Source organism: Streptomyces coerulescens (assembly GCF_042657965.1).
GTDB lineage: Bacteria > Actinomycetota > Actinomycetes > Streptomycetales > Streptomycetaceae > Streptomyces > Streptomyces coerulescens.
On sequence record NZ_JBHSKM010000002.1, the window covers coordinates 1,160,125 to 1,181,284 of the forward strand.

The 21,160-nt window shown below is 73.2% G+C and carries 15 protein-coding genes and 1 pseudogene; 5 read left to right on the forward strand and 11 right to left on the reverse strand.

All coding sequences use genetic code 11. The features are described from left to right. The first annotated feature begins 20 nt into the window (after positions 1 to 20). Positions 21 to 728, forward strand: coding sequence for a DUF2470 domain-containing protein (locus ACFPQ9_RS06610; protein WP_380847962.1), 708 nt, complete (start codon positions 21 to 23; stop codon positions 726 to 728). 85 nt (positions 729 to 813) lie between these two features. Here the strand turns inward: ACFPQ9_RS06610 and ACFPQ9_RS06615 are convergent, their stop codons facing one another. From ACFPQ9_RS06615 to ACFPQ9_RS06660, 10 genes and pseudogenes are all read right to left on the reverse strand, one after another. Beyond that, positions 814 to 2,364: an ABC transporter ATP-binding protein gene (locus ACFPQ9_RS06615; protein WP_380848474.1), complete on the reverse strand. Its 1,551-nt coding sequence runs from the start codon at positions 2,362 to 2,364 to the stop codon at positions 814 to 816. Positions 2,365 to 2,484: 120 nt separating this feature from the next. Continuing rightward, positions 2,485 to 3,255 (reverse strand): annotated as a pseudogene (locus tag ACFPQ9_RS06620) (ABC transporter permease); the annotation flags it as partial. After that, positions 3,252 to 4,244 (reverse strand): ABC transporter permease, encoded by a 993-nt coding sequence (locus ACFPQ9_RS06625; RefSeq protein ID WP_380848477.1) that lies wholly within the window; start codon positions 4,242 to 4,244, stop codon positions 3,252 to 3,254. The pseudogene ACFPQ9_RS06620 and the gene ACFPQ9_RS06625, both read right to left, overlap by 4 nt. 38 nt (positions 4,245 to 4,282) lie before the next feature. Continuing rightward, positions 4,283 to 5,860 carry an ABC transporter substrate-binding protein gene (locus tag ACFPQ9_RS06630; RefSeq protein WP_380847965.1) on the reverse strand — a complete coding sequence of 526 codons (1,578 nt, stop codon included), beginning with the start codon at positions 5,858 to 5,860 and terminating at the stop codon, positions 4,283 to 4,285. A 15-nt stretch (positions 5,861 to 5,875) separates the two neighbouring features. After that, complete coding sequence (locus ACFPQ9_RS06635; RefSeq protein WP_380847968.1) at positions 5,876 to 6,658, reverse strand: class I SAM-dependent methyltransferase; 783 nt, start codon at positions 6,656 to 6,658, stop codon at positions 5,876 to 5,878. Beyond that, positions 6,655 to 7,851, reverse strand: coding sequence for an MFS transporter (locus ACFPQ9_RS06640; protein ID WP_380847971.1), 1,197 nt, complete (start codon positions 7,849 to 7,851; stop codon positions 6,655 to 6,657). Before ACFPQ9_RS06640 ends, ACFPQ9_RS06635 begins: the two co-directional genes overlap by 4 nt. Then, positions 7,835 to 8,872 (reverse strand): dipeptide epimerase, encoded by a 1,038-nt coding sequence (locus tag ACFPQ9_RS06645; protein ID WP_380847974.1) that lies wholly within the window; start codon positions 8,870 to 8,872, stop codon positions 7,835 to 7,837. The genes ACFPQ9_RS06640 and ACFPQ9_RS06645 overlap by 17 nt, the downstream gene beginning before the upstream one ends. Beyond that, positions 8,869 to 9,942 carry a PLP-dependent cysteine synthase family protein gene (locus ACFPQ9_RS06650; protein WP_380847977.1) on the reverse strand — a complete coding sequence of 358 codons (1,074 nt, stop codon included), beginning with the start codon at positions 9,940 to 9,942 and terminating at the stop codon, positions 8,869 to 8,871. The genes ACFPQ9_RS06645 and ACFPQ9_RS06650 overlap by 4 nt, the downstream gene beginning before the upstream one ends. Further along, positions 9,939 to 10,784 (reverse strand): Rossmann-like domain-containing protein, encoded by an 846-nt coding sequence (locus ACFPQ9_RS06655; RefSeq protein ID WP_380847980.1) that lies wholly within the window; start codon positions 10,782 to 10,784, stop codon positions 9,939 to 9,941. Before ACFPQ9_RS06655 ends, ACFPQ9_RS06650 begins: the two co-directional genes overlap by 4 nt. Further along, entirely contained in the window at positions 10,781 to 12,037 is a 1,257-nt protein-coding gene (locus ACFPQ9_RS06660) for an ATP-grasp domain-containing protein (protein ID WP_380847983.1), read from the reverse strand. Before ACFPQ9_RS06660 ends, ACFPQ9_RS06655 begins: the two co-directional genes overlap by 4 nt. Positions 12,038 to 12,186: 149 nt before the next feature. Here ACFPQ9_RS06660 and ACFPQ9_RS06665 point away from each other — a divergent pair, with 149 nt between their 5' ends. Then, positions 12,187 to 13,674, forward strand: a complete 1,488-nt coding sequence (locus tag ACFPQ9_RS06665; RefSeq protein WP_380847986.1) for an alpha/beta hydrolase — start codon at positions 12,187 to 12,189, stop codon at positions 13,672 to 13,674. A gap of 53 nt (positions 13,675 to 13,727) precedes the next feature. Here the strand turns inward: ACFPQ9_RS06665 and ACFPQ9_RS06670 are convergent, their stop codons facing one another. Then, the gene (locus ACFPQ9_RS06670; protein WP_380847989.1) at positions 13,728 to 16,853 is read right to left on the reverse strand and encodes a SpoIIE family protein phosphatase; all 3,126 of its coding nucleotides are present in this window, start codon (positions 16,851 to 16,853) and stop codon (positions 13,728 to 13,730) included. Positions 16,854 to 16,976: 123 nt separating this feature from the next. Here ACFPQ9_RS06670 and ligA point away from each other — a divergent pair, with 123 nt between their 5' ends. The 3 genes from ligA to ACFPQ9_RS06685 all read left to right on the forward strand — a co-directional run bounded on the left by ligA (position 16,977) and on the right by ACFPQ9_RS06685 (position 21,133). Then, entirely contained in the window at positions 16,977 to 19,067 is a 2,091-nt protein-coding gene (gene ligA, locus ACFPQ9_RS06675) for an NAD-dependent DNA ligase LigA (protein ID WP_380847992.1), read from the forward strand. Between the two features lie 140 nt (positions 19,068 to 19,207). Beyond that, positions 19,208 to 19,933: a DUF4328 domain-containing protein gene (locus ACFPQ9_RS06680; protein ID WP_380847995.1), complete on the forward strand. Its 726-nt coding sequence runs from the start codon at positions 19,208 to 19,210 to the stop codon at positions 19,931 to 19,933. Between the two features lie 159 nt (positions 19,934 to 20,092). Further along, positions 20,093 to 21,133, forward strand: a complete 1,041-nt coding sequence (locus ACFPQ9_RS06685; protein WP_380847998.1) for an alpha/beta hydrolase family protein — start codon at positions 20,093 to 20,095, stop codon at positions 21,131 to 21,133. Positions 21,134 to 21,160 lie beyond the last annotated feature (27 nt).

Consider the following 21,160-nt stretch of genomic DNA (forward strand, 5'->3'; position numbering starts at 1 on the left):
CCTAGTGGAGGAAGGTGCTCATGCCCGCTGCCACCTGCTCCGAGCCTACGCCCGCCGAGCGTGCCCGCTCGGTGCTCTCGGCGGCCGGCTCGCTGACCGTCACCACGCACGGCCATCGCGTCGAACTGATCGGCCTGCACACCGTCGACGCCGCCGCCCGCCTGCTCCTCAACGACCCGCCGGACGGTCACCTCGCGGCCGGGCCCGCGATGGCCCCGCACGGCGATCCGGCCGCCCTGGTGGAATTCACCGACGTCGCCCCCGTCGCCGTACGCGAACGGGTGCGTGCCCGGCTGACACTGGGCGGCCGGCTGACCGTCCTGGGCCCGAAGGCGCTGGTGTTCCACCCGGCCCGGGCCGTGCTCACCGAGGACGGCCGTACGGCGATCATCGCCCTCGACGAACTGGCCCTCGCCTCGCCCGACCCGCTGGCCCACCACGAGGCCGAGATGCTGGCCCGGCTGGACGCGGCCCACGCCGACACCGTGGCCCCGCTCGCCCGGCTGCTCCCGGCGAAGGAGCAACTCGGCGCGTGCGAGGTACGGCCGCTCCGGCTCGACCGGCACGGCCTGGTGCTCCGCTCCCAGACACCGGACTCCCACCACGACACCCGGCTGCCCTTCGCCACCGCGGCCACGCATCCGGGTGAGGCGGTCCGTCAGATCCACATCCTGCTCGCCCGCGCCACGGCCCGCCCGCGCCGCAGGCGCCTGCCGACCAGGTCGTAGGCGTCGGGCGCGCCCACAGCCGCCGACCTCCGGGCCACTCGCAGAGGCTCCCGTCTCCTCCGCGAACGAGCCCGGAGGTCGGCTCTCACCCCCGGGTCCCCGTCTCCAGCCGCTCCGCCGTCTCCATGAGAGAGACCGTGAACGGATGCCGGGGCCGCGCCAGGACGCGTTGCGCCAGGCCCTGTTCGACGATCTCCCCCGCGTCCAGTACGGCGATGCGGTGGGCCAGGCGTGCGGTGTCCAGGTCATGGGTGACGAGGACGAGGGACATGCCGTCCCCGCCCCGGACCAGGCCAGCGAGGACGTCGAGGATGCCGCGCCGGGTGACCGTGTCCAGGCCGGAGGTGACCTCGTCGCAGATCAGCACGCGGGGGCGGGCCAGCAGGGCGCGGGCCAGGGCGGCCCGCTGGAGTTCGCCGCCGGAGAGCTCGCCGGGGCGGCGCCGGGCCAGGTCCGGTGACAGGCCGAGGCGGTTCAGGGTGGCCGATGCCTCGTCCGTGGCCGCCCGTTCGCCGACGCCGCGCAGCCGTACCGCTGTGCGGGCCACCTGGTCCAGCACCGGCCTGTGCTCGTCGAAGGCGGCGCGGGCGTCCTGGAAGACGTACTGCACGGCGGCCAGTTGGGCGCGGCTGCGATGGCGCAGGCTGCGCGGGAGCGGTGTGCCGTCGAGCGGGATCTCTCCGGAGTACTGGCGGTGCAGGCCCGCGAGGCAGCGGGCGAGCGTGGTCTTGCCGCTGCCGGAGCGGCCCACCACGGCGAGGCACTCACCAGGGTGGAGGGCGAGGCGTGGGGCGCGCAGCACGACGGTCCCGCGACCGTGCACCGCGATCAAGTCCCGTACCTCCAGGGTCGGTTGACTTCGCTCCTGACTCGTCACGTCGGGTGGGCTCGCAAGCCGGGCGTCGAGGAGCCGGCGAGTCCACTCGTGCCGGGGCGCCGCCCACAGCCGTTCCGCCGGTCCCGACTCGACGACTCGGCCCGCGCGCAGCACGAGGACCTCGTCGGCGAGGGCGCGGACCACGTCGAGGTCGTGGCTGAGCAGGACGACCGCGATGCCGCGTGCCGCGACCGCCGCCAGCTGGTCGACGATCCGGTTCTTGGTCAGCGCGTCCTGGCCGGTGGTGGGCTCGTCCGCGACGATCACCCGGGCGCCGAGCAGCAGGGCCTGGGCGAGGACGACACGCTGCTGCTGACCACCGGAGAGCTGGTGCGGGTAACCCCGCACCAGAGGTTCGGCGTCGGGGAGTTCGGCGTCCGCCAGTGCCTGGAGTACTCGTTCGCGGGCCGCCGCCCGGCGCTCGGGCCGGGGCAGGTGGCGTACCTGGAGGCGGGCGATGTCGTACAGCAGCGCGCCGACTCGACGGGACGGGTTGAGGACGGCGGCAGGGTGCTGCGGAACGTAGCCCACGGGGTCGTCGCCGGTCCGCCGTACCTCGCCCGTGACACGGGCACCGGACGGGTACTCGCCCAGCAGTGCCAGTCCCGTGGTCGTCTTACCGCTCCCGGAGGCACCGACCAGCGCGGTCACCTTTCCCGGCAACACCCTCAGGTCGACGCCGTCGACGAGGGCACGGTCACCGATCTCCACACGCAGACCGCGAAGTTCGGCCAGAGGCACGTCCGCTTCCGGGCCCACGGGTGCGGCAGCGCCCGTTTGGGGGCGCGGGGCTGTTTCGATATGCGGCTCCGCCGCGGGGCGCGACCAGCCACGACGAACCCGCAGCCGCCCGACAATCCCTCGCGGCACACCCCGCGGAGCGAATCCGGCGTCGAAGAGCAGATTCGTGCCCATCGTCAGCGCCACGATCAGCAGTGCGGGCACCACCACGGCCCAGGGCTGCACCAGCAGGCCGGTGCGGTTGCGGTCGACCATCACCGCCCAGTCGGCGGCGTCCGGCGCGACGCCGACGCCGAGGAACGCGGCCGTCGACACCAGGTACAGCACGCCGGTCAGGCGGACGCCGGCGTCGGCGGCGAGGGTGCGCAGCGTCGAACGGCCGACGTAGCCGACGGCGATCCGCCACCGGCTCTCGCCCTGCATGCGCAACGCCTCGACGGCCGGGCGTGCGGCCACCTCCCCGGCCGCGGCCCGGACGATCCGGGCCGCGTCGGGCACGTTGACCAGCGCCACGAGCAGCGCGAGTCCCGGAGCCCCCGGGGTGAGCACGGAGGCCACGAGCAGGATCAGCAGCAGCGACGGTACGGCGAGCAGCACGTCCAGCGGCCGCATCAGCAGGTCCTCCAGCCACCGCAGCCGGGTGAGCGCGCCGGCCAGCCCGACCGGGACGGCGACCAGATAGGCGAGCGCGGTCGCGGCGAGGGCGGTGACCACGACGGTACGGCCGCCCAGCAGGATCTGCCGCAGGACGTCACGGCCCACGAAGTCGGTGCCCAGCCAAGGGCCGTCGCCGAGCGTGAAGGACGTGGCGCGAGGTCCCGGGTCGCCCGCGAAGAACGGTCCGAGGACGGCGAGTGCCAGCGGGACGGCGACGACGGCGAGGCCGAGTGCGAAACGGCGGTGCGTCATGCGGCCACCCCCGCGCGGGGCGTGAGCCGGTGGGCCACCAGATCGGCGCCGAGGTTGAGCAGGACCGTCAGCACGCCGAACACCACGGCCAGCCCCTGCACCACCGGTACGTCACGTTCGGCGACGGCGTTGAGCAGGACCGTCCCCAGCCCCGGAATCACGAACAGCGCCTCCACGACGATGACCCCGCACAGCAACCAGTCGACGGTACGGGCGAGTTGCTGGACGGCCGGGGCGAGGGCGTTCGGCAGCGCGTGGGCGTAGCGGATCCGGGCGCCGGGGACACCGCAGCGGCGGGCGTGGGCGACGTACGGGGAGGCGAGGGCATCGACCATGCCGGCCCGTACCAGGCGGGACAGGGAGCAGACCGGGCGGGACAGCAGGACCAGTACGGGCAGCACGAGCACCGCCGGATGGGCGAGCAGGTCGGTGCCGTGGCCGACGGCCGTCGGCGGCAGGACGGCCAGCTTCAGGGCGAGGACCGTCACCAGCAGCACTCCGAGGGCGAACTCGGGGACCGCGTACACGGCCAGCGTCACCGAGCTGACCAGGCGGTCCACGAGGCCCCCCTCGTGGCGGGCGGCGAGCACGCCGAGGCCGAAGCCGAGCGGGATCAGCAGCACCAGGGTGAGGGCGGCGAGGGTGAGGGTCGGTCCGAAGCCGTCCGCTATGTACTGGGTGACCGGGCGGCCGGAGGTCAGGGAGGTGCCGAAGTCGCCGTGCAGGGTGCCTGTGGCCCAGGTGGCGAGGCGCTCGTGCGCGGGTCGGTCCAGGTCCATGGCCTCGCGGATCGCGGCGATGCGGGCGGGGTCGGGCTGGTCGCCGGCGAGCGCGACCGCCGCGTCGCCCGGGAGGGCCTCGGTGAGGGTGAAGATCAGGAGCACGACTGCCACGGTCTGGGCTGCGCCGAGGGCAAGGCGCCGGGCGACGAAGGATGTGCCGCGGTAGGCCGTCTGTCGGCTGCGGAGCCGTCGGGGCTGGTCGCGCAGTTCCCCGCGCCCCTTTGGGGCGCTGTCCAACCGCGTTCTCACGCCAGCCACACCCTGTCGAAGCGGGCCCAGTCCAGGGTGTTGGCGGGGGCCTTCGCCTCTACTCCCTTCACCGACCTGGATGTGCCGATGATCCAGTCGGCGAAGCCCCATACGAGGAAGCCGCCCTCCGTGTACAGGCGGCGCTGCATGCGCTCGTAGACGGCGGCCCGCTCGGTCTTGCCGCGAGTGGACTGGGCCTGCTGGTAGAGGGCGTCGAAGTCCTTGTGGTGCCACTTGGTGGCGTTGGTGGTGGAGTCGGTGAGCAGGCGCTGGGAGATGTGGGCCTCGACGGGCATGGCGCCGGAGCGGTAGCAGCACAGGGTGCCGCTGTCGAGGATGTCGCTCCAGTAGGAGTCCTTGCTGCCCATCTTGACGTCGATCGTGACGCCCGCCTTCGCGGCCTGGTCGCGGAAGATGCCGGCGGCCTCGGTGAACCCGGCGGCGACGGCCGAGGTGTCCAGGGTGACCTTGAGATTCTCGGCGCCGGCCTGCTTGAGCAGGGCGCGGGCCCGGTCCAGGTCCTGGGTGCGCTGCGGCAGGTCGGCGGCGTAGTACTCGTAGCCCTTGCCGAACAGGTCGTTGCCGACCTCGCCCGCGCCGGACAGCGCGCCGTCGACGAGTTCCTGCCGGTCGGCGATGAGGAAGAACGCCTGGCGCACGCGCTGGTCGTCGAAGGGTGCCCGGTCGGTCTTCATGCAGAACGCCTGCATGGCGCTGTTGCGCAGCCGCACGATCTCGATCTGTCCCCCGTCCTCGTGGGCGCGGGCGGTGGTCGGGTTGAGTTCGTGGGCGTACTCGACCTGGCCGCCGAGGAGGGCGTTGACGCGGGCGGACTCCTCGTTGGCGACGACGAACTCGACCTCGTCGAGGAGCGGGGCGCCGTCCCAGTGGTCGTCGAAGCGGCGGAAGAGGGCGGAGCGGCCGGGCGCGAAGGACACGAACCGGAAGGGGCCGGAGCCGATCGGCCGGTCGTCGAACTCGGTGGCGTTCGCAGGGACGATGTACGCCCCGAACGCGGCCAGGACATTGGGGAATTCGGCGGTGGGACGCTTCAGCACGAACTCGATCGACCGCTGCCCCGTGGCCCGGCTGGCATCGAGGTCGATGGGCTCCAGGGACGCCTTCGCGCGGAACGCCTGCTTCGGGTCGGCGATCCGGCGGTAGCTGTACAGGACGTCCTCGGCGGTGACGGGCCTGCCGTCATGGAACACGGCCTGACGCAGCGTCACCTGCCAGCGGTCCAAGCTCTTGTTGGACTCCCACCGCTCCGCGAGCCTGGGCCGGGCGGAGAGGTCGGCGCCGTAGTCGGCGAGCTTGTCGAAGAGGGCCTTGGCCCGGGCCACGTCGGCGAAGAGGCTCGCCTGGTGCGGGTCCAGGGTCTCACCGGCGCCCCCGCCGGCGAAGGCGGCGCGCAGCCGTCCGCCGCGCTTCGGGGTGCCGTCGGAGGCCGCCCTCTCGCCGGAACCGCCGCATCCGGCAAGGGCGAGTGCGGCGGTCGCCCCGGTCGTGGCGGCGAGGAAGCCGCGTCGGTGCAGGCCGGGGAAACGCAGGCCGGGGAAACGTACGTCGTTCATGACTGGTCCTTCGGGTCAGTGGATGTGCAGACGTGCGACGAGATGCAGCCGGTCCGCGTCCGTGGCGGTGCCGGGCAACCGGCCCTCCTGCCAGGGCGGTTCGGTGCGCGGGCCGGGTCCGTCGTGCAGTTCGAGGACCTCGAAGCCGTGCGCGGCGAGGAAGTGCCGCAGCTCGTGCGGGAACAGCAGCCGCCAGGCGGAGTGCTGCGCGACGGGCGGCGCGCCGTCGTCGCCGGCCCAGACGCGGGTACGGCGCAGAAGCTGCGCGGTGCGGTCGACGGTCAGTGTGGTCGTCGACCGGTAGGTGATGCCCTGCCAGGTGAAGGTGTTGCCGGTCGGGCTGTCGAGGAGGTCGGTTCGGCCGAGGAAGTACGCCCCGTTGCGCATCTCCGCGATCAGCAGCCCGCCCGGGGTGAGGGCGCGACGGCAGGAGGCGAGGAAGCCGTCGAGCTGGTCGTTGGTGCGGCAGTACAGCAGGGAGCTGTCCAGGCAGACGACGGCGTCGAACACGCCCAGATCGAAGCCGTGCAGGTCGGCGCGGACGAACGAGGGGCCGGGGTGCCGGTCACGGGCGTACGCCAGCATCGCCTCGGAGAGGTCGGCACCGGTCACCTCGCGGCCTACGGAATGCAGGTGCGCGGCGTCACGGCCGGTGCCGCAGCCCATGTCCAGGACCCGCTCTCCCGCGTCGTACCTGCGCAGGCACTCCTCCGTCCAGCGCCCGGCGAGCCGGTCGGGGTCAGGGAAGCGGGCCTCATAGAGGGCGGGGTGGTCGGTGAGGAGGTTGGCGCCGGTCATGCGTAGCTCCGCTCGACGGCCCGGGGCAGAACTCCGCGCCGGTGCAGCCACGCCACACCGCACGCCGACGCGGTCCCGACGACGGCACAGCAGACCCAGGGCAGCCTGTCCCCGGTGTCCATGGCCCAGCCGACGACGGTGTTGCCGACCGCCGCCGCGACGCCGGAGACGACGTAGAAGATCCCGAAGTACGTGCCGGTCAGCTCGGGCCGGCCGAAGCGCGGGATCAGCTCCATCACGAACGGTGAGGCGATCATGATGCCGAGGTAGAGCAGCAGCGCGCCCAGCAGTACGGGCACGACACCTGTCATGAGGGCTGCCGGCAGGAACGCCAGCCCCATCACCACCAGCCCGGCCGCGATCCAACCCGCCCTGCTGCCACGGGACTTGAGAGCCTTCGTGATCCTCAGCTGGAACGCCAGGTTGGCGACCGTACCGACGAGGAAGACGATGCCCGCGGCCCCGTCCCAGCCGGTGGCCTCCCTGGCCCCGTCCGGCAGCAGCAGATACAGCTGGTTCTCCAGGGTGAACATGCCGACCATGGCGAGCGAGAAGGCCAGGAAGGCCCGGTTGCCGAGCACCTCGCGCCAGTCCCCGAGGACCCCGCTGCCGCTCGGCGCCACCTTGCGCGCGGGCAGCACGAGGGCCTGTGCCACGGTGAGGACCGCGAAAATGGCGGCGGCGGTCAGCGCGGAAGTGCGGAAGTCGACGAGGAGCAGGGCGCTGCCCAGCAGCGGCCCGATGAGCGCCCCGGTGGTGGCGAACACGTTGAACAGAGCGAACGCCTCCGCCTTGCGCTCCCCCGCCTCCTGCGCGAGATAGGCCCGCACGGCCGGGTTGAACAGCGCCCCGGCGAGCCCGCTGAGCACGGACGCGGCGAGCAGCACCGGCAGCCCGTCACCCAGCGCGAACAGCGCGAACCCGACGGTCCGCAGCGCGCACCCGGCGATGATGACGCCCCGTGCCCCGAGCCGGTCGGCGGCCGAGCCTCCGATGATGAACAGGCCCTGCTGGCTGAGGTTGCGCACACCGAGGACGACCCCGACGACCGCCGCCGACATGCCCAGGTTCTCGCCGAGGTGGGTGGCGAGGTAGGGGATGAGGAGGTAGAAACCGGTGTTGACGCCGAGCTGGTTGACCAGCAGCAGCTGGACGGCGAGCGGGAAGCCGCGCATCTCACGCCACGTCCGCATGCGCCGTCACCTCCTCGACTCCCAGACCGGGCAGGGCACTCGGGCGTACGACGCCGTCGGTGCCGCCGATGCCGCGCCATGGGTCGTGGGCGAGCAGCAGATGGCCGTCGAGGTCGGTCCAGGGGGCACGGTCGGCGAGGTGGACGGCGGGGGCGATGCCGAGGCTGCTGGCGGTGAGACAGCCGAGCATCAGTTCGGTCCCGCTGCCCTCGATCAACTCCGCGATGCGCAGGGCCGCCCGGACTCCCCCGCACTTGGCGAGCTTGACGTTGACGCCGTGGACGCGGCCCGCGAGCCGCCGTACGTCCGCCGCGCTCACCGCGTCCTCGTCGGCGATGACGGGCAGCGGCGACCTCTCGGCGAGGGCGCCCAGCGTGTCAGGGTCGCCGGGCGGCAGCGGCTGTTCGACGGCCTCGACGCCGAGCGCGGCGAACCGGGGCAGCAGCCGCTCGGCCTGCGCCACGCTCCAGGCGCCGTTCGGGTCCAGCAGCAGCCGCGCTCGCGGGGCCGCGTCCCGGACGACCCGTACGCGCTCCACGTCGTCCTCGGGGTCGGGCGAGCCCGCCTTCACCTTGAGGACGCCGAATCCGCCCGCGGCCAGACGCCGGGCCTCGGCCGCCGCGTGGGTGAGCGAGGTGATGCCGATGGTGCGTGCGGTGGCGACGCCGAACGACGCCTCGGTGCCCAGGAGTCGGTGGACGGGCACCCCGGCCCGCTTGCCGACGAGGTCCAGCAGCGCGGCCTCGACGGCGGCGGTCACGGCAGGCGGTACGGCACCGGAGGGCAGGTCTTCCAGGGCGCTCTCGGGGTCGGGGAACCGTGCCAGGTCGACGGCCGAGATCAGCCGCACGAGCGTGGCGGCGTCCAGGCCGTAGTACACGCTGCTGACGGCCTCGCCGTGTCCGGTGACGCCGTCGTGCTCGACGCTCAGCCATACGGCGTCGCGGGCGGTCATGACGGAGCGGGAGATGCGCAGCGGCTCGGCGAGTTCGAGACGTGCGGTGCGCAGGCGGGCCTTCATCGTGTCCTTCCGGAGAGTGGATCGGTGACCCGTGCGCACCGCGCCCACCCGGCGGCCTCGGCGGCACAGGGGTGCGGTATCTCCACGGGGCGGGTGGCGGCGCCGGCCAGGTCGAGGCCATGGGCGGCGATGAAGTCGTCGTCGTAGACGGTGCCGAGGTAGCGGTGCGGCCCGTCGGGGAACACGGTCGCGACGACCGCCCCGGGGTGCACGCGGGCCGCCCATGCGGCGACTCTGCCGACCGCGCCGGTGCTCCAGCCGCCGCTGACGAACGAGCCCCGGGCGAGCCGCCGGCAGCTGTCCACGGCTTCGGCGGGGCCGATCCAGTGGACCTCGTCGAAGGCGTCGTAGGCGACGTTGCGCGGGTGGATGCTGCTGCCGAGGCCGCGCATCAGACGGGGGCGGGCGGGCCGGCCGAAGATCGTCGAGCCGGTCGCGTCGACGCCGATGAGGCGCAGCGCGGGCCAGTGCCGGCGCAGTGGGCCGATGACTCCGGCGCTGTGCCCGCCGGTGCCGACGCTGCACACCAGGATGTCCAGATGGTCGAGCTGGGCGGTGAGCTCGGCGGCGAGGGAGGCGTAACCGGCGGTGTTGTCGGGGTTGTTGTACTGGTCGGGCCAGTAGGCGCCGGGGAGTTCGGCGAGCAGTTCGCGCAGCCTGCCGAGCCGGGCCGCCTGCCAGCCGCCCTGCGGTGCGGGACGGTCGACGAGCTCCAGACGGACGCCGTGCGCACGCAGCAACTGCCGCATGGACGGCTCCAGTTCGCTGTCGCCGACCAGGACGACGGGGTGGCCGAGCGCCTGTCCGGCGAAGGCGAGTCCGATGCCGAGGGTGCCGGACGTGGACTCCACCACGGGCGCGCCGGGGCACAGTTCGCCGCGTTCGCGCGCGCCGAGCAGCATCGACACGGCGGCCCGCGCCTTCATGCCGCCCGCGGCGAGCCCTTCGAGCTTGGCCCAGAACCCGGGGTGGGCGTGGGGCAGTCCGGCCGTGACGCGTACGACCGGGGTACGGCCGAGCAGGGCGAGCAGCTCCCGCTGGGCGGTGGGACGTAGGACCGTCGCGGTCATCGCTCACCCCCGGGACAGCGGTAGCGGTGGACGACGCCGGGCCCGCCGTCGAGCCAGAAGAAGGGGTACGGCTCCGCGCACACGGCGGTGACGCCGTGCCCCAGGAAACGGGGCAGCACGGCACTGCCGGTCTGGGCGAACAGCACGAGCTGCTTGCCGTGCCGGTGGGCGTGCGCGCGCAGCGGTTCGAAGGTGGCGTTGCCGAGGGTCATCCCGGACACCAGCAGCGCGTCGCAGCGCCCGGCGGCGGCAAGCGCGTCGGCGACGACCGGCTCGCCCCACTCGGTGACCCCGCCCTTGAGGTCGCACGGCACATAGCCGAGCCCGCGTGAACGCAGCGCCTCCAGCAGGGAGTTGACGACTCCGACGACCAGCACTCTGCCGCCGTCCGGCAGGTCCAGCAGCTCCACCACGGCACCGGCCCGCGCCCGGGACTTCTCCAGCGACGAACCGGCGGCCAGGGCGACGGGGTGCGCGCCGTGCTCCGGGGTGTGCGGGGCGATGTGCATCAGGTAGGCGTCGAGGGCGGCCACCCGCACCGCGGGCAGCGGATGGCAGAGCAGGCGTGCCACGTCGGCGCCGACGCATTCGTCGAGCGCGCCGTCGGGCAGTTCGCCGGGCTCGACCGCGCACGAGCCGACGGCCTCGGCGAGCCGCAGGCTGAGCACCTCGTTGCGGTAGCCGGTGCCGCGCCCGTCGTGCCGTACGGCCTGCCGGGTGGTGAAGGCGACGGCGATGCGCAGCGTGCGCGGGTCGGGCCCGAGGGCGCCTTCGCGGACATCGGCGACGAGTTCGTCGTACGTCCGTCCGGCGGCCGTCGGCCGGGCGGTGACGGGGGTCATCGGATCACCAGCCGCGCGCGCAGAGCCGCCAGCATCCGCTCGACGCGGTCGCGGGCGCCGGGGCCGTCGGGGTCGCCCGCCATGACGTGCCCCAGGTACTCGTTGTTGCTGCCGGCCGGCTTCACGGCCGTGCCGGGCTCGGCGAGAAGCAGCTCCAACACATCCGGTTCGGCGTCGAGTCGGCGAGGGTCGAGGGCTTCGAGGGTGCCGGCGCGGTCCGGTACGAGGAAGCCGATGGCGGCGCTGCGCAACCCGGTGTCGGTGCGCCTGAGGTCGGGCCTGCGGCCGAGGGCGACGTCCACGAAGGCGGCGGCGAGGTCGATGCCGGTGACATGGCGGACGAGCTCGGTGATGCGGTTGCCGGCGGGCCGGGGGTTGACCTCGACCACGCGCGGTCCCGCGGAGGTCAGCTTGATCTCGGTGTGCGCGACGACGGCGTCGGTCAGGCCGAGCGCCTTGAGCGCGCCGAGCGCGGTCTGTTCGGCGGCCTCGATGTCGGCGAGGGGCAGGGCGGCGGGGAACATGTGGCCGGTCTCGATGAAGGCGGGCGCCCCGCCGACGCTCTTGTCGGTGACGCCGACCGGGTGCACCGCGCCCGCGTACGACACGGTCTCGACGCTCACCTCGGGGCCGTCGAGGAGCTCTTCGAGGAGAACGGCCGGGGTGCGCCGCTGCCCCCGGGCATTGACCGGGAAGTCGGCCAACGCGCGGTGCAGATCGGCCAGTTCGGCCTCGTGCTCGATCCGCCGGACGTACATCCCGGCGCACAGGTCGACCGGCTTGGCGACCAGCGGGTAGCCGATCTCGCCGGCGGCCCGCACGAGGTCGGCCCACTCCTCGTGCACGGCGAAGCGCGGTCCGGGCAGGCCGGCCTCGGCGAGGACGCGGCGGGTGGCGTCCTTGCGGCAGGCGTTCTCCACGGCCTCGGGTCCGGGGCCGGGCAGCCCGAGGTGCCCGGCGATGCGGGCCACCGCCGGCAGGTAGTAGTCGCACGAGGTGATCACCCCGTCGAAGCCCAGCACCGAGTGCAGCCGCGCCACCTCGGGCAGCAGGGCGTCGGTGTCGTTGGTGTCGGCGGTGATGACATTGCGCGCGCCGAGCAGCGGGTGCGCGGTCCCCTCGGGCGCCGAGCGCAGATAGTGATGCAGGTCACGGGTGAGGAAGGTGAACTCGTGCCCGCCCTCGCGGATGGCGCGTGGCAGCAGCCTGCTCATCGATCCGACCCAGCTCTCGACCACCAGCAGATGAGCCACATCTCCCCTTTTCGTGCCATGGGTTCAGTCGTCAGGGCAGCCCTGAGCACCCCTCGGCGGGAGGGGGCCGGACTTGACGCGCAAACGTTATCGATAATCATTTTCATTTGCTAGTCCGTTCTTACCCGCCCCCGAGACTCGGAGCGAACGTGTCCGCCCTCCCCCGCCCCACCGCCGTGCTGTGCGCCCTCGTGGCCGCGGCCGCCCTGCTGCCCACGGCCGCCCCCGCCCGCGCGGCGACCCCGCTCGTCTTCGGCGCCTGCCCCGACTCCGTGCCGAAGCCGCCCGCTCCGGACCGGGTGGAGTGCGGGCACCTCACCGTCCCGCTCGACCACCGGCACCCCTCGGGCCGCCGCATCGAGATCGCCGTATCCCGCGTCCCCGCCTCCGGCACCCCCGCCGAGCGGCGCGGCATCCTGCTGGTGAACCCGGGCGGCCCGGGCGGCTTGGGCCTGCCCTACGCGGTCACCAAGCGCGCCAAACTCCCCGCGAGCGTGCGGCGTTCGTACGACGTCATCGGATTCGACCCGCGCGGCGTCGGCGGCAGCGCGCCCGTCGACTGCGGCGCGATGGGCGGCCTGTTCACCGCTCCCGGCGCCGACCCGGTGCCGGCCGGCCCGCGGGCCGAGCGGGCCTACCTCGCCTCACAGCACCGCATGGCCGCCGACTGCGCGGCTGGCGCGGGCACGGACGCGCTGCCGTACCTGTCGACCGAGCAGACCGCCTACGACATGGACGCGATCCGCGCCGCCCTGGGCGAGCCGCGCACGGGCTTCCTCGGTGTCTCGTACGGCAGTTACCTGGGCGCGGCCTACGCGGCGCGCTTCCCGCACCGGGTGGGCCGGATGGTGCTGGACAGCGTGGTCGGGCCCTGGGACTGGTACGACTTCGATGTGATCCAGAGCCGGGCGCTGCTGGCCGCCCGCGACACGTTCTTCGACTGGACCGCCGCACATGCGGACCGCTTCGGCCTGGGCGGCGACAGGGCCGCGGTACGGCGTTCGTATCTGCGCGTACGCCAAGGGCTCACCGCCCGCCCGGTGAACGGCTTCGGCCCGGCGGAGTTCGACCGGGCCGTCTACCGTGCCCTCGGCCGCACCGAGCGCTGGACCTCACTGGCCGACGGACTGCGCGCTTACCTGACGGACACCGCCGTGGACGGCCTGCGCCCGGCCGCCGCCTTCGACGGCCCGCAGTCCCGCAACTACGAGGCCGCCAACCGCATCGTGAAGTGCGCGGACGGTCCGGGGCCCACCCCGCACGAGATCGTGACGGACCCTGGGCGCATACGGCGTCTCGACCCGCAGCCGGTGCTGACCGGCCTGGAGGCGACGACCTGCGCGTACTGGCATCACCGCCCCGACCGCCGTACGGCCCTCGGCGGTCCGGCCGCCCCGCCGGTCCTGCTGGTGGCCTCCGCGCACGATCCGGTCACGCCGATCCAGGGCGCACGTGAGCTGCGGGAACTGCTGCCGGGCTCGCGACTGATCACCCTGGAGAACGACTACTCGCACGGCGTGTTCGCCAGCCGGGGGAATGCGTGCGTGGACAGTGCGGTGGCGGCCCATCTCGTCGACGGGGTGGTTCCGGCGGCCGACGTGCGCTGCGCGGGGCCGGGGCTACCGGCGGCGAAGTGATCGATGCAGGTCGGCGTCATCCAGCCCGTCCGGCGTTTGAGGACGAGGCCCTTTCAGGGCCGAAGCGGGGGTCCGGGGGCGGCAGCCACCGGAGTCAGGGGCAACGGCTGCTCCGTCCAGATGACCTTGCCGTCGGGCGTGTAGCGCGTGCCCCAGCGCTCGGTGAGCTGGGCGACCAGGAACAGGCCACGGCCGCCCTCGTCGGTGCTCTGGGCGCGCCGCAGCCGGGGCGAGGTGCCGCTGCCGTCGGAGACCTCGCAGATCAGGGCGCGGTCGCGGAGCAGACGCAGCTGGACCGGGCCGGTGGCGTGGCGGATGGCGTTGGTGACCAGTTCGCTGGCGATGAGTTCGGTGGTGAAGGTCAGGTCTTCCAGGCCCCATTCGGCGAGCTGGGCGGTGACCGCCGCGCGGGAGCGGGAGACGACCGCCGGGTCGCTGGGCAGGTCCCACTGGGCCACCCGGTCGGCGCCCAGCGTGTGCGTACGGGCGACGAGCAGCGCCACGTCGTCGCCGGGGCGGGCCGGCAGCAGGGCGTCGAGGACGGCCTCGCAGGTCTCCTCGGGCGAGCGGTCCGCACCGGCCAGCACGGCGCGGAGCTTGTCGAGACCGGCGTCGATGTCACGGTGCCGGTCCTCGACCAGACCGTCGGTGTACAGCACCAGCTTGCTGCCCTCGGCCAGTTCCGTCTCGACCGTCTCGAAGGGCATGCCGCCCAGGCCGAGGGGCGGGCAGGCGGGCAGGTCTACGAACTCGACGCCGCCGTCGGGCGCGACGACCGCGGGCAAGGGGTGCCCGGCGCGGGTGAGGGTGCAGCGCCGGGACACCGGATCGTAGACGGCGTACAGACAGGTGGCTCCGACGATGCCGGAGTCGGGACTGTTCTCCGCCGCCCAGCCCTCTCCCCGGTCGAGCCGGCCGACCAGGTCGTCGAGGTGCGTGAGGAGGTCGTCGGGCGACAGGTCGAGCGAGCAGAAGTTGTGCACGGCCGTGCGCAGCCGGCCCATCGTGGCGGCGGCGTGCAGGCCGTGCCCGACCACGTCGCCGACGACGAGCGCGACGCGGGCGCCGGACAGCGGGATGACGTCGAACCAGTCGCCGCCGACGCCGGCCTGCGCCGGCAGATAGCGGTAGGCGACCTCGACGGCGCTCTGCTCGGGACGGCCCCTCGGCAGCAGGCTGCGTTGCAGGGCGAGGGCGGTGTTGTGCTCGCGGGTGTAGCGGCGGGCGTTGTCGATGCAGATCGCCGCGCGGCCGACCAGCTCCTGGGCGAGGGACAGGTCGTCGTCCTCGTAGGAGTCGGGTTGCAGGGAACGGTAGAAGCTGACCACGCCGAGGGTCGTGCCGCGGGCCCGCAGCGGCACGGTGATCAGGGAGTGGATGCCGGCTTCCAGCACCGGTGTCAGCCGCTCCGGGTCCTGCGCGATCCACCCGTCCGCCTCCGTCAGGACCGGTTCCATGACGGACTGTCTGGTCTCCAGGGAACGGGCCTGCGGCGTGGACGGGACGTATTCGACGGTGTCCCCCACGTCGTACAGATTGTGCGGCTGCTTGCGTACGGCGCGGATGGCCACCCGGCGCAGCGTGGAACAGCCGCCGAGCGCTTCCGGTTCCTCGCCGCGCAGCACCGAGTCGGGCAGGTCGACGGCGACGAAGTCGGCGAACCGGGGGACGCTCACCTCGGCGAGTTCCTCGGCGGTGCGGGTGACATCCAGGGTGGTGCCGATCCGCACGCTCGCGTCGTGCAGCAGCTCCAGCCGCCGCCGGGCGAGGACGGCCAGCCGGCCGACTCCGGGCTCCCCGACGAGGAGCAACCAGCCGTCGGCGCTTGCGGGTTCGCCGTCCGGCGTGGGGGTGGATGGGGCGTGTGGGGCTGTGAGGGTATGTGGGGCCGGTGCGGAAGGGGTGCCCGCGGGCGCGGGCGGCGGGGCCGTGCGCTGCGGGTCAGCCCCGGCCGCCGGGCCCGGTGCCGCCGGTCCGACGGGGCCCTGCGTGGGCGGTCCGACGGGAGCCTGCGTGGCCGGTCCGACGGGAGCCTGCGTGGGCGGTCCGGGCGGCCTCCGTACCGCTGGTCCGACGGGAGCCTGCGTAGGCGGTCCGGGCGGCCTCCGTACCGCTGGTCCGGCCGGCTTCCGTACCTCTGCTCCGATCGGCCCCGGCGCCGCCGCGGTCCCCGCCTCCCGCGCGGCCATGTCGACGTGGGTCAGGCGCGGGCCGCCGAGGACGCGGGCCTCTACGGCGACGCCGGCCTCCCCCGCCGCGCCCGTGACCTGGCGGCGCAGCAGCGTCGCGGTGCGGCCGCTGGGGAGGGTGACCTCGTCGAGGGTGCGGTGCGGGGAGGCGATGAGCTCCTCGGCCTTGGCACGCAGCACCGCCATGTCGACCCGGCCGAGCGCCCCGCCGTCCAGGTCCGGCCGCAGCCCGTCGGGCTGCTCGGGCCAGGCCGGCGCATCGCCGTCGGCCCGCCGGTAGGCGGCGAGGAGCGCGCGTTCGCGCAGGCCGGCCTGCTCCAGCAGCCGGGCCTCGATGCTCCGGGCGGCCTCGCGGACCATCCGCATCATGGCCGGGTCGCCCTGATCACGCAGACACGTGATGTCCAGGATCGCCTCGATACGTCCGCTGAGCGGGTCCCGGACGGGGGCGCCCGCACAGGCGAAGGGCTGGAGGCAGTCGGCGAAGTGCTCCCGGCCGGCGACGTAGACGGGGCCGCGCTCGGCGAGGGCGGTGCCGACGCCGTTGGTGCCGACGACCGCCTCGGTGAATTCGAACCCGGGGGCGAACCGCACCGCGTCGAGACGGTCGCGCAGCTGCCGGTCGCCGCCGAGCCGCTCGACCATGCGACCCTGTCCGTCACACAGCGCGATCGTCATGCTCACATCGGCGAAAGAGCTGGTCAGGTCAGTCAGCACCGGGTCGGCGGCCTGCCGGAAACGGTCGTCCAGCGCGACGTCCTCGGTGTAGCGGACCAGCAGCCGGTGCGGCTCCAGGCCGACGGAGCGGCAGCGCTTCCAGGAGTCGAGCACCGAGTCCCGCACGTCCGACTCGACCAGGGAGCCGGCGAGGAATCGTTCGTGGGCATCGACCAGACCGCCGATGTCGTCCCAGGCGACGGACAACGGGACCACTTCCTCACCCGAAGCCGCCCGGCCGCACACCACTGCTCGGCCCGGGGGCTTCGCCAAGCGCTCTCACCCTAGTCCTTCCGTGACGCGCATCACAATTGCTCGCGCGGGCTCCGCGAGCGGCGGTGGCCGCCGGGGCCGGGGCGGAGGGCGTTGTCAGTGGTGGCAGGCAGGATGACGGGCATGACTACACCAGTTGCGCAGATCGTGGACGCCGCCGGATACGCGCGGGCCGTCGAGGACGTCGTACAGGCCGCGGCCGCCTACTACACGGACGGCACGTCCCCGCTGGACGACGACACCTACGACCGGCTGATACGGGGGATCGCGGCGTGGGAGGCCGATCATCCCGATCAGGTGCAGCCCGACTCGCCGACCGGGAAGGTCGCCGGTGGCGCCGTCGAGGGGGATGTGCCGCACACCGTCGCCATGCTGAGCCTGGACAACGTGTTCTCGGCCGAGCAGTTCACGGCGTGGACGGCCTCGCTGGCGCGTCGGATCGGGCACGAGGCGCAGAGATACAGCGTGGAGGCGAAGCTGGACGGTCTCGCGATCGCGGCCCGCTACACACGGGGGCGGCTGACGCGGCTGATCACCCGCGGCGACGGGACGGCCGGGGAGGACGTCTCGCACGCGATGAGCACCATAGAGGGCCTGCCGGAGACCCTCGCCGAGCCGGTCACCGTGGAGGTGCGCGGTGAAGTCCTGATGACGAGCGCGCAGTTCGAGCACGCCAACGAGGTGCGCACGGCGCACGGCGGGCAGCCGTTCGCCAACCCCCGCAACGCCGCCGCGGGCACCCTGCGGGCCAAGGAGCGCGCCTACACGGTCCCGATGACGTTCTTCGGATACGGCCTGCTTCCACTGCCCGACACCGACGAGACTCTTGCCGCGCGGCTGGACGGCCTCGCGCACAGCGAGCTCATGGACCTGGCCGGGCGGCTGGGCGTGCACACCACCGCCACCACCAAGGTGCCGGGCGTCACCGCCGCCACCACGGACGAGGTCCTGACCCGGGTGCAGGAGATCGCCGCGCTGCGCGCCGAGCTGCCGTTCGGGATCGACGGGATCGTCATCAAGGCCGATCTCGCCGACGACCAGCGGGCCGCCGGATCCGGCTCGCGGGCCCCGCGCTGGGCGATCGCCTACAAGCTGCCGGCCGTGGAGAAGATCACCCGGCTGCTGGAGGTCGAGTGGAATGTGGGCCGCACCGGCATCATCGCCCCGCGCGGTGTCCTGGAGCCGGTCGAGATCGACGGCTCCACCATCACCTACGCCACGCTGCACAACCCGTCCGACATCACCCGGCGCGATCTGCGGCTCGGCGACCAGGTGATGGTGCACCGCGCCGGTGACGTCATCCCGCGCATCGAGGCGCCGGTGGCGCACCTGCGTACCGGCGACGAGAAGCCGATCGTGTTCCCCGAGGCGTGCCCGCGCTGCGGTTCCGCCATCGACACCAGCCAGGAACGCTGGCGGTGCGAGCAGGGACGCAACTGCCATCTGGTCGCCTCCCTCTCCTATGCCGCGGGCCGCGACCAGCTCGACATCGAGGGCCTGGGCGCCACCCGCGTCGTACAGCTCGTCGAGGCCGGTCTGGTCGCCGATCTCGCGGACCTGTTCACGCTGACCCGCGATCAGCTCCTCGGACTGGAACGGATGGGGGAAACCAGCACCGACAACCTGCTGGCCGCCCTCGCCACGGCCAGGACCCGCCCGCTGTCGCGGGTGCTGTGCGCCCTCGGGGTACGGGGCACGGGCCGCTCCATGTCCCGCCGTATCGCGCGGTACTTCGCCACCATGGACCACATCCGTGCCGCCGACGCCGAGCAGTTGCAGCAGGTCGAGGGCATCGGGGCCGAGAAGGCGCCGTCCATCGTCGCCGAACTCGCCGAACTCGCGGGGCTGATCGACAAACTCGCCGCCGCCGGAGTCAACATGACCGAACCGGGCGCCACGTTCGCGCCCGTGGACGCCTCCGGCGCCGACGTGGATCCCGCCGCGACGGACGCCCCGGCCGGCGGCCCCCTCGCCGGGATGACCGTGGTGGTCACCGGCGCCATGACCGGCCCCCTGGAGAAGCTCAGCCGCAACCAGGTGAACGAGCTGATCGAACGGGCCGGCGGCCGCTCCTCCTCCAGCGTGTCCAAGAAGACCAGTCTCGTGGTCGCCGGTGAAGCCGCCGGATCCAAGCGCGCCAAGGCCGAGGACCTCGGCATCCGTCTCGCCACCCCGGACGAGTTCGCGCTCCTCGTCGCCGACTTTCTCGACTGATCGCGGGCGGGCGGGGCGTGCGGGCGCCCCACCTGCGAAATTGTCATGGACGGGATGGGTGAGATCGGCATATCGTGCCTCGGCCGTGTGCTGTTCCGCGGCCGTATCTCTCTCTTCTCGCCCGTGGGGGGCTCATCGCCATGTCCGCATCCAATGACCTGCGTCCACGTCCGCAGCTGCCGTCGGGCAGACCCGAATCGTCCGTAGGCCCGCTGGTCGCAGCCGTGGCGGGGCTCGCTCTGGTCGCCCTCTGCGATGTGTTCAGCCTGGTCGCCGGTTTCCGGCTCCGGGCCGTGATCGACGGAGACGGCGGCTTCCTCACGGCTGGGCAACAGGATCTGGACGCCGCCGCCTCGCTGTACGACACGGCCGCGAGATACCAGGTCATCGTGTATCTGCCCGCCGCGATCGCGTTCATCGTCTGGTTCTTCCGGATGCGCCGCGCCACGGGTCTCATGGCACCGGACCGGTTCCGCAACGGTCCCGGCTGGGCCATCGGCGCCTGGCTCATTCCGCTGGCGAACCTCTGGATGCCGTACCGCATCGCCGTCGACATGTGGGGAGCCGCCACTCCGTTGCCGGCCGAGGGCGAGCGGTTCCGGGCACGGCTCTGGCCGGTGAACCTGTGGTGGGGCCTGTTCGTCCTCAGCATCCTGGTCAACCGTTTCGCCGGCACGAAGTACCGGAACGCCGAGACCTTGGCGGAGATCAGGGACGGAGTCGGGCAGTACATGGCTGCCGACGTCCTCCATGTCGTCGCCGCCGCTGCCGCCATGTACTTCGCCGTCCGACTGTCCACGATGCAGCGATTGAAGGCCGCCGAGGGACCGTACGGACCCGCGGTCGCCAAGGAGACGGCGGCCTGAGTGCGGGTCGACCGGGAGCCCGGCGCGGCTTCCGGTCCCGCTTCCCATCCCGGTCCCGGTCCTCCCGGTCCTGCTCTCGGTCCTGCTCCCCGTCCTGCTCCCGGTCCTGCTTCGGCTTCCGCTGAGCCGGCGCCATCGATCCGCGCCATACTCGACTCCATGCGGTCGCTACGGGGCCTTGCCGGTCTCACCGCCGGGCTGGCGCTGGTGGTCGCTGTCGGCTGCACGGGGAGTGACGGCGAGGGCGCCGCGGCCGCACGTACCGCGTCGGCGTCGGCGCGCGGCGGAAGCGAGGCACCCGCCGCGACCGCCTCGGTCTCCCCCAGCCCCGCCGACCCCGTCTCCCTCCCCGCGCTGATGCAGCGCGAGCACCGCGGCTCGGATCTGCGGCTGAGTGCGGTGCGGGTGCGTACCGACGCCTACACGCAGTACGCCGTCACCTACCGGTCGAACGGCCTGACGATCTCGGGGATCATGAACGTCCCCCGGGGCGAAGGGCCGTTCCCGGCGCTGGTGCTGGCGCACGGATACATCGACCCGGACGTCTACACCACCGGCCGCGGCATGCCCCGGGAGCAGGACGTCCTCGCCCGCAACGGCTACGTCGTCCTGCACACCGACTACCGCAATCACGCCGGCTCCGACGACGACCCCGACAACGACGTCAACCTGCGGCTCGGCTACACCGAGGACGTCATCAACGCCGTGCATGCCCTGCGCTCCGCCTCGCGGCCGAACGTCGACGACCGGCGGATCGGGCTGCTCGGGCGGTCGATGGGCGGCGGGGTCGTGTACAACGCGCTGGTCGTGGCGCCGGGGCTGGTCGACGCCGCCGTGGTGTACGCGCCGGTGAGCTCGCACCCGGAGGAGAACATCGACCGGTTCCAGCGGCCCGAGGGCGACCCGCTGGTGGCGGAGATCGAGGCCGCGCACGGCACCCCCGAGGAGAACCCCGAGTTCTGGCGGCAGGTCTCGCCGGTGACGTACGTCGACCGGGTCACCGAGCCCCTGCAGATCCATCACGGCACCGCCGACGACACCTGCCCTCTGGCCTGGACGAGGGCGACGGTCGCCGCGTTCGAAGGGGCCGGCAAGGACGTCGAGCTGCGGACGTACCGGGGCGAGGGGCACACCTTCGGGCCGCGGTGGGCGGACTCGATGGACGTCACCATGAACTTCTTCGACCGCCACCTGCGGTGATCGACCGGACGGAACGGGGAGCGCACG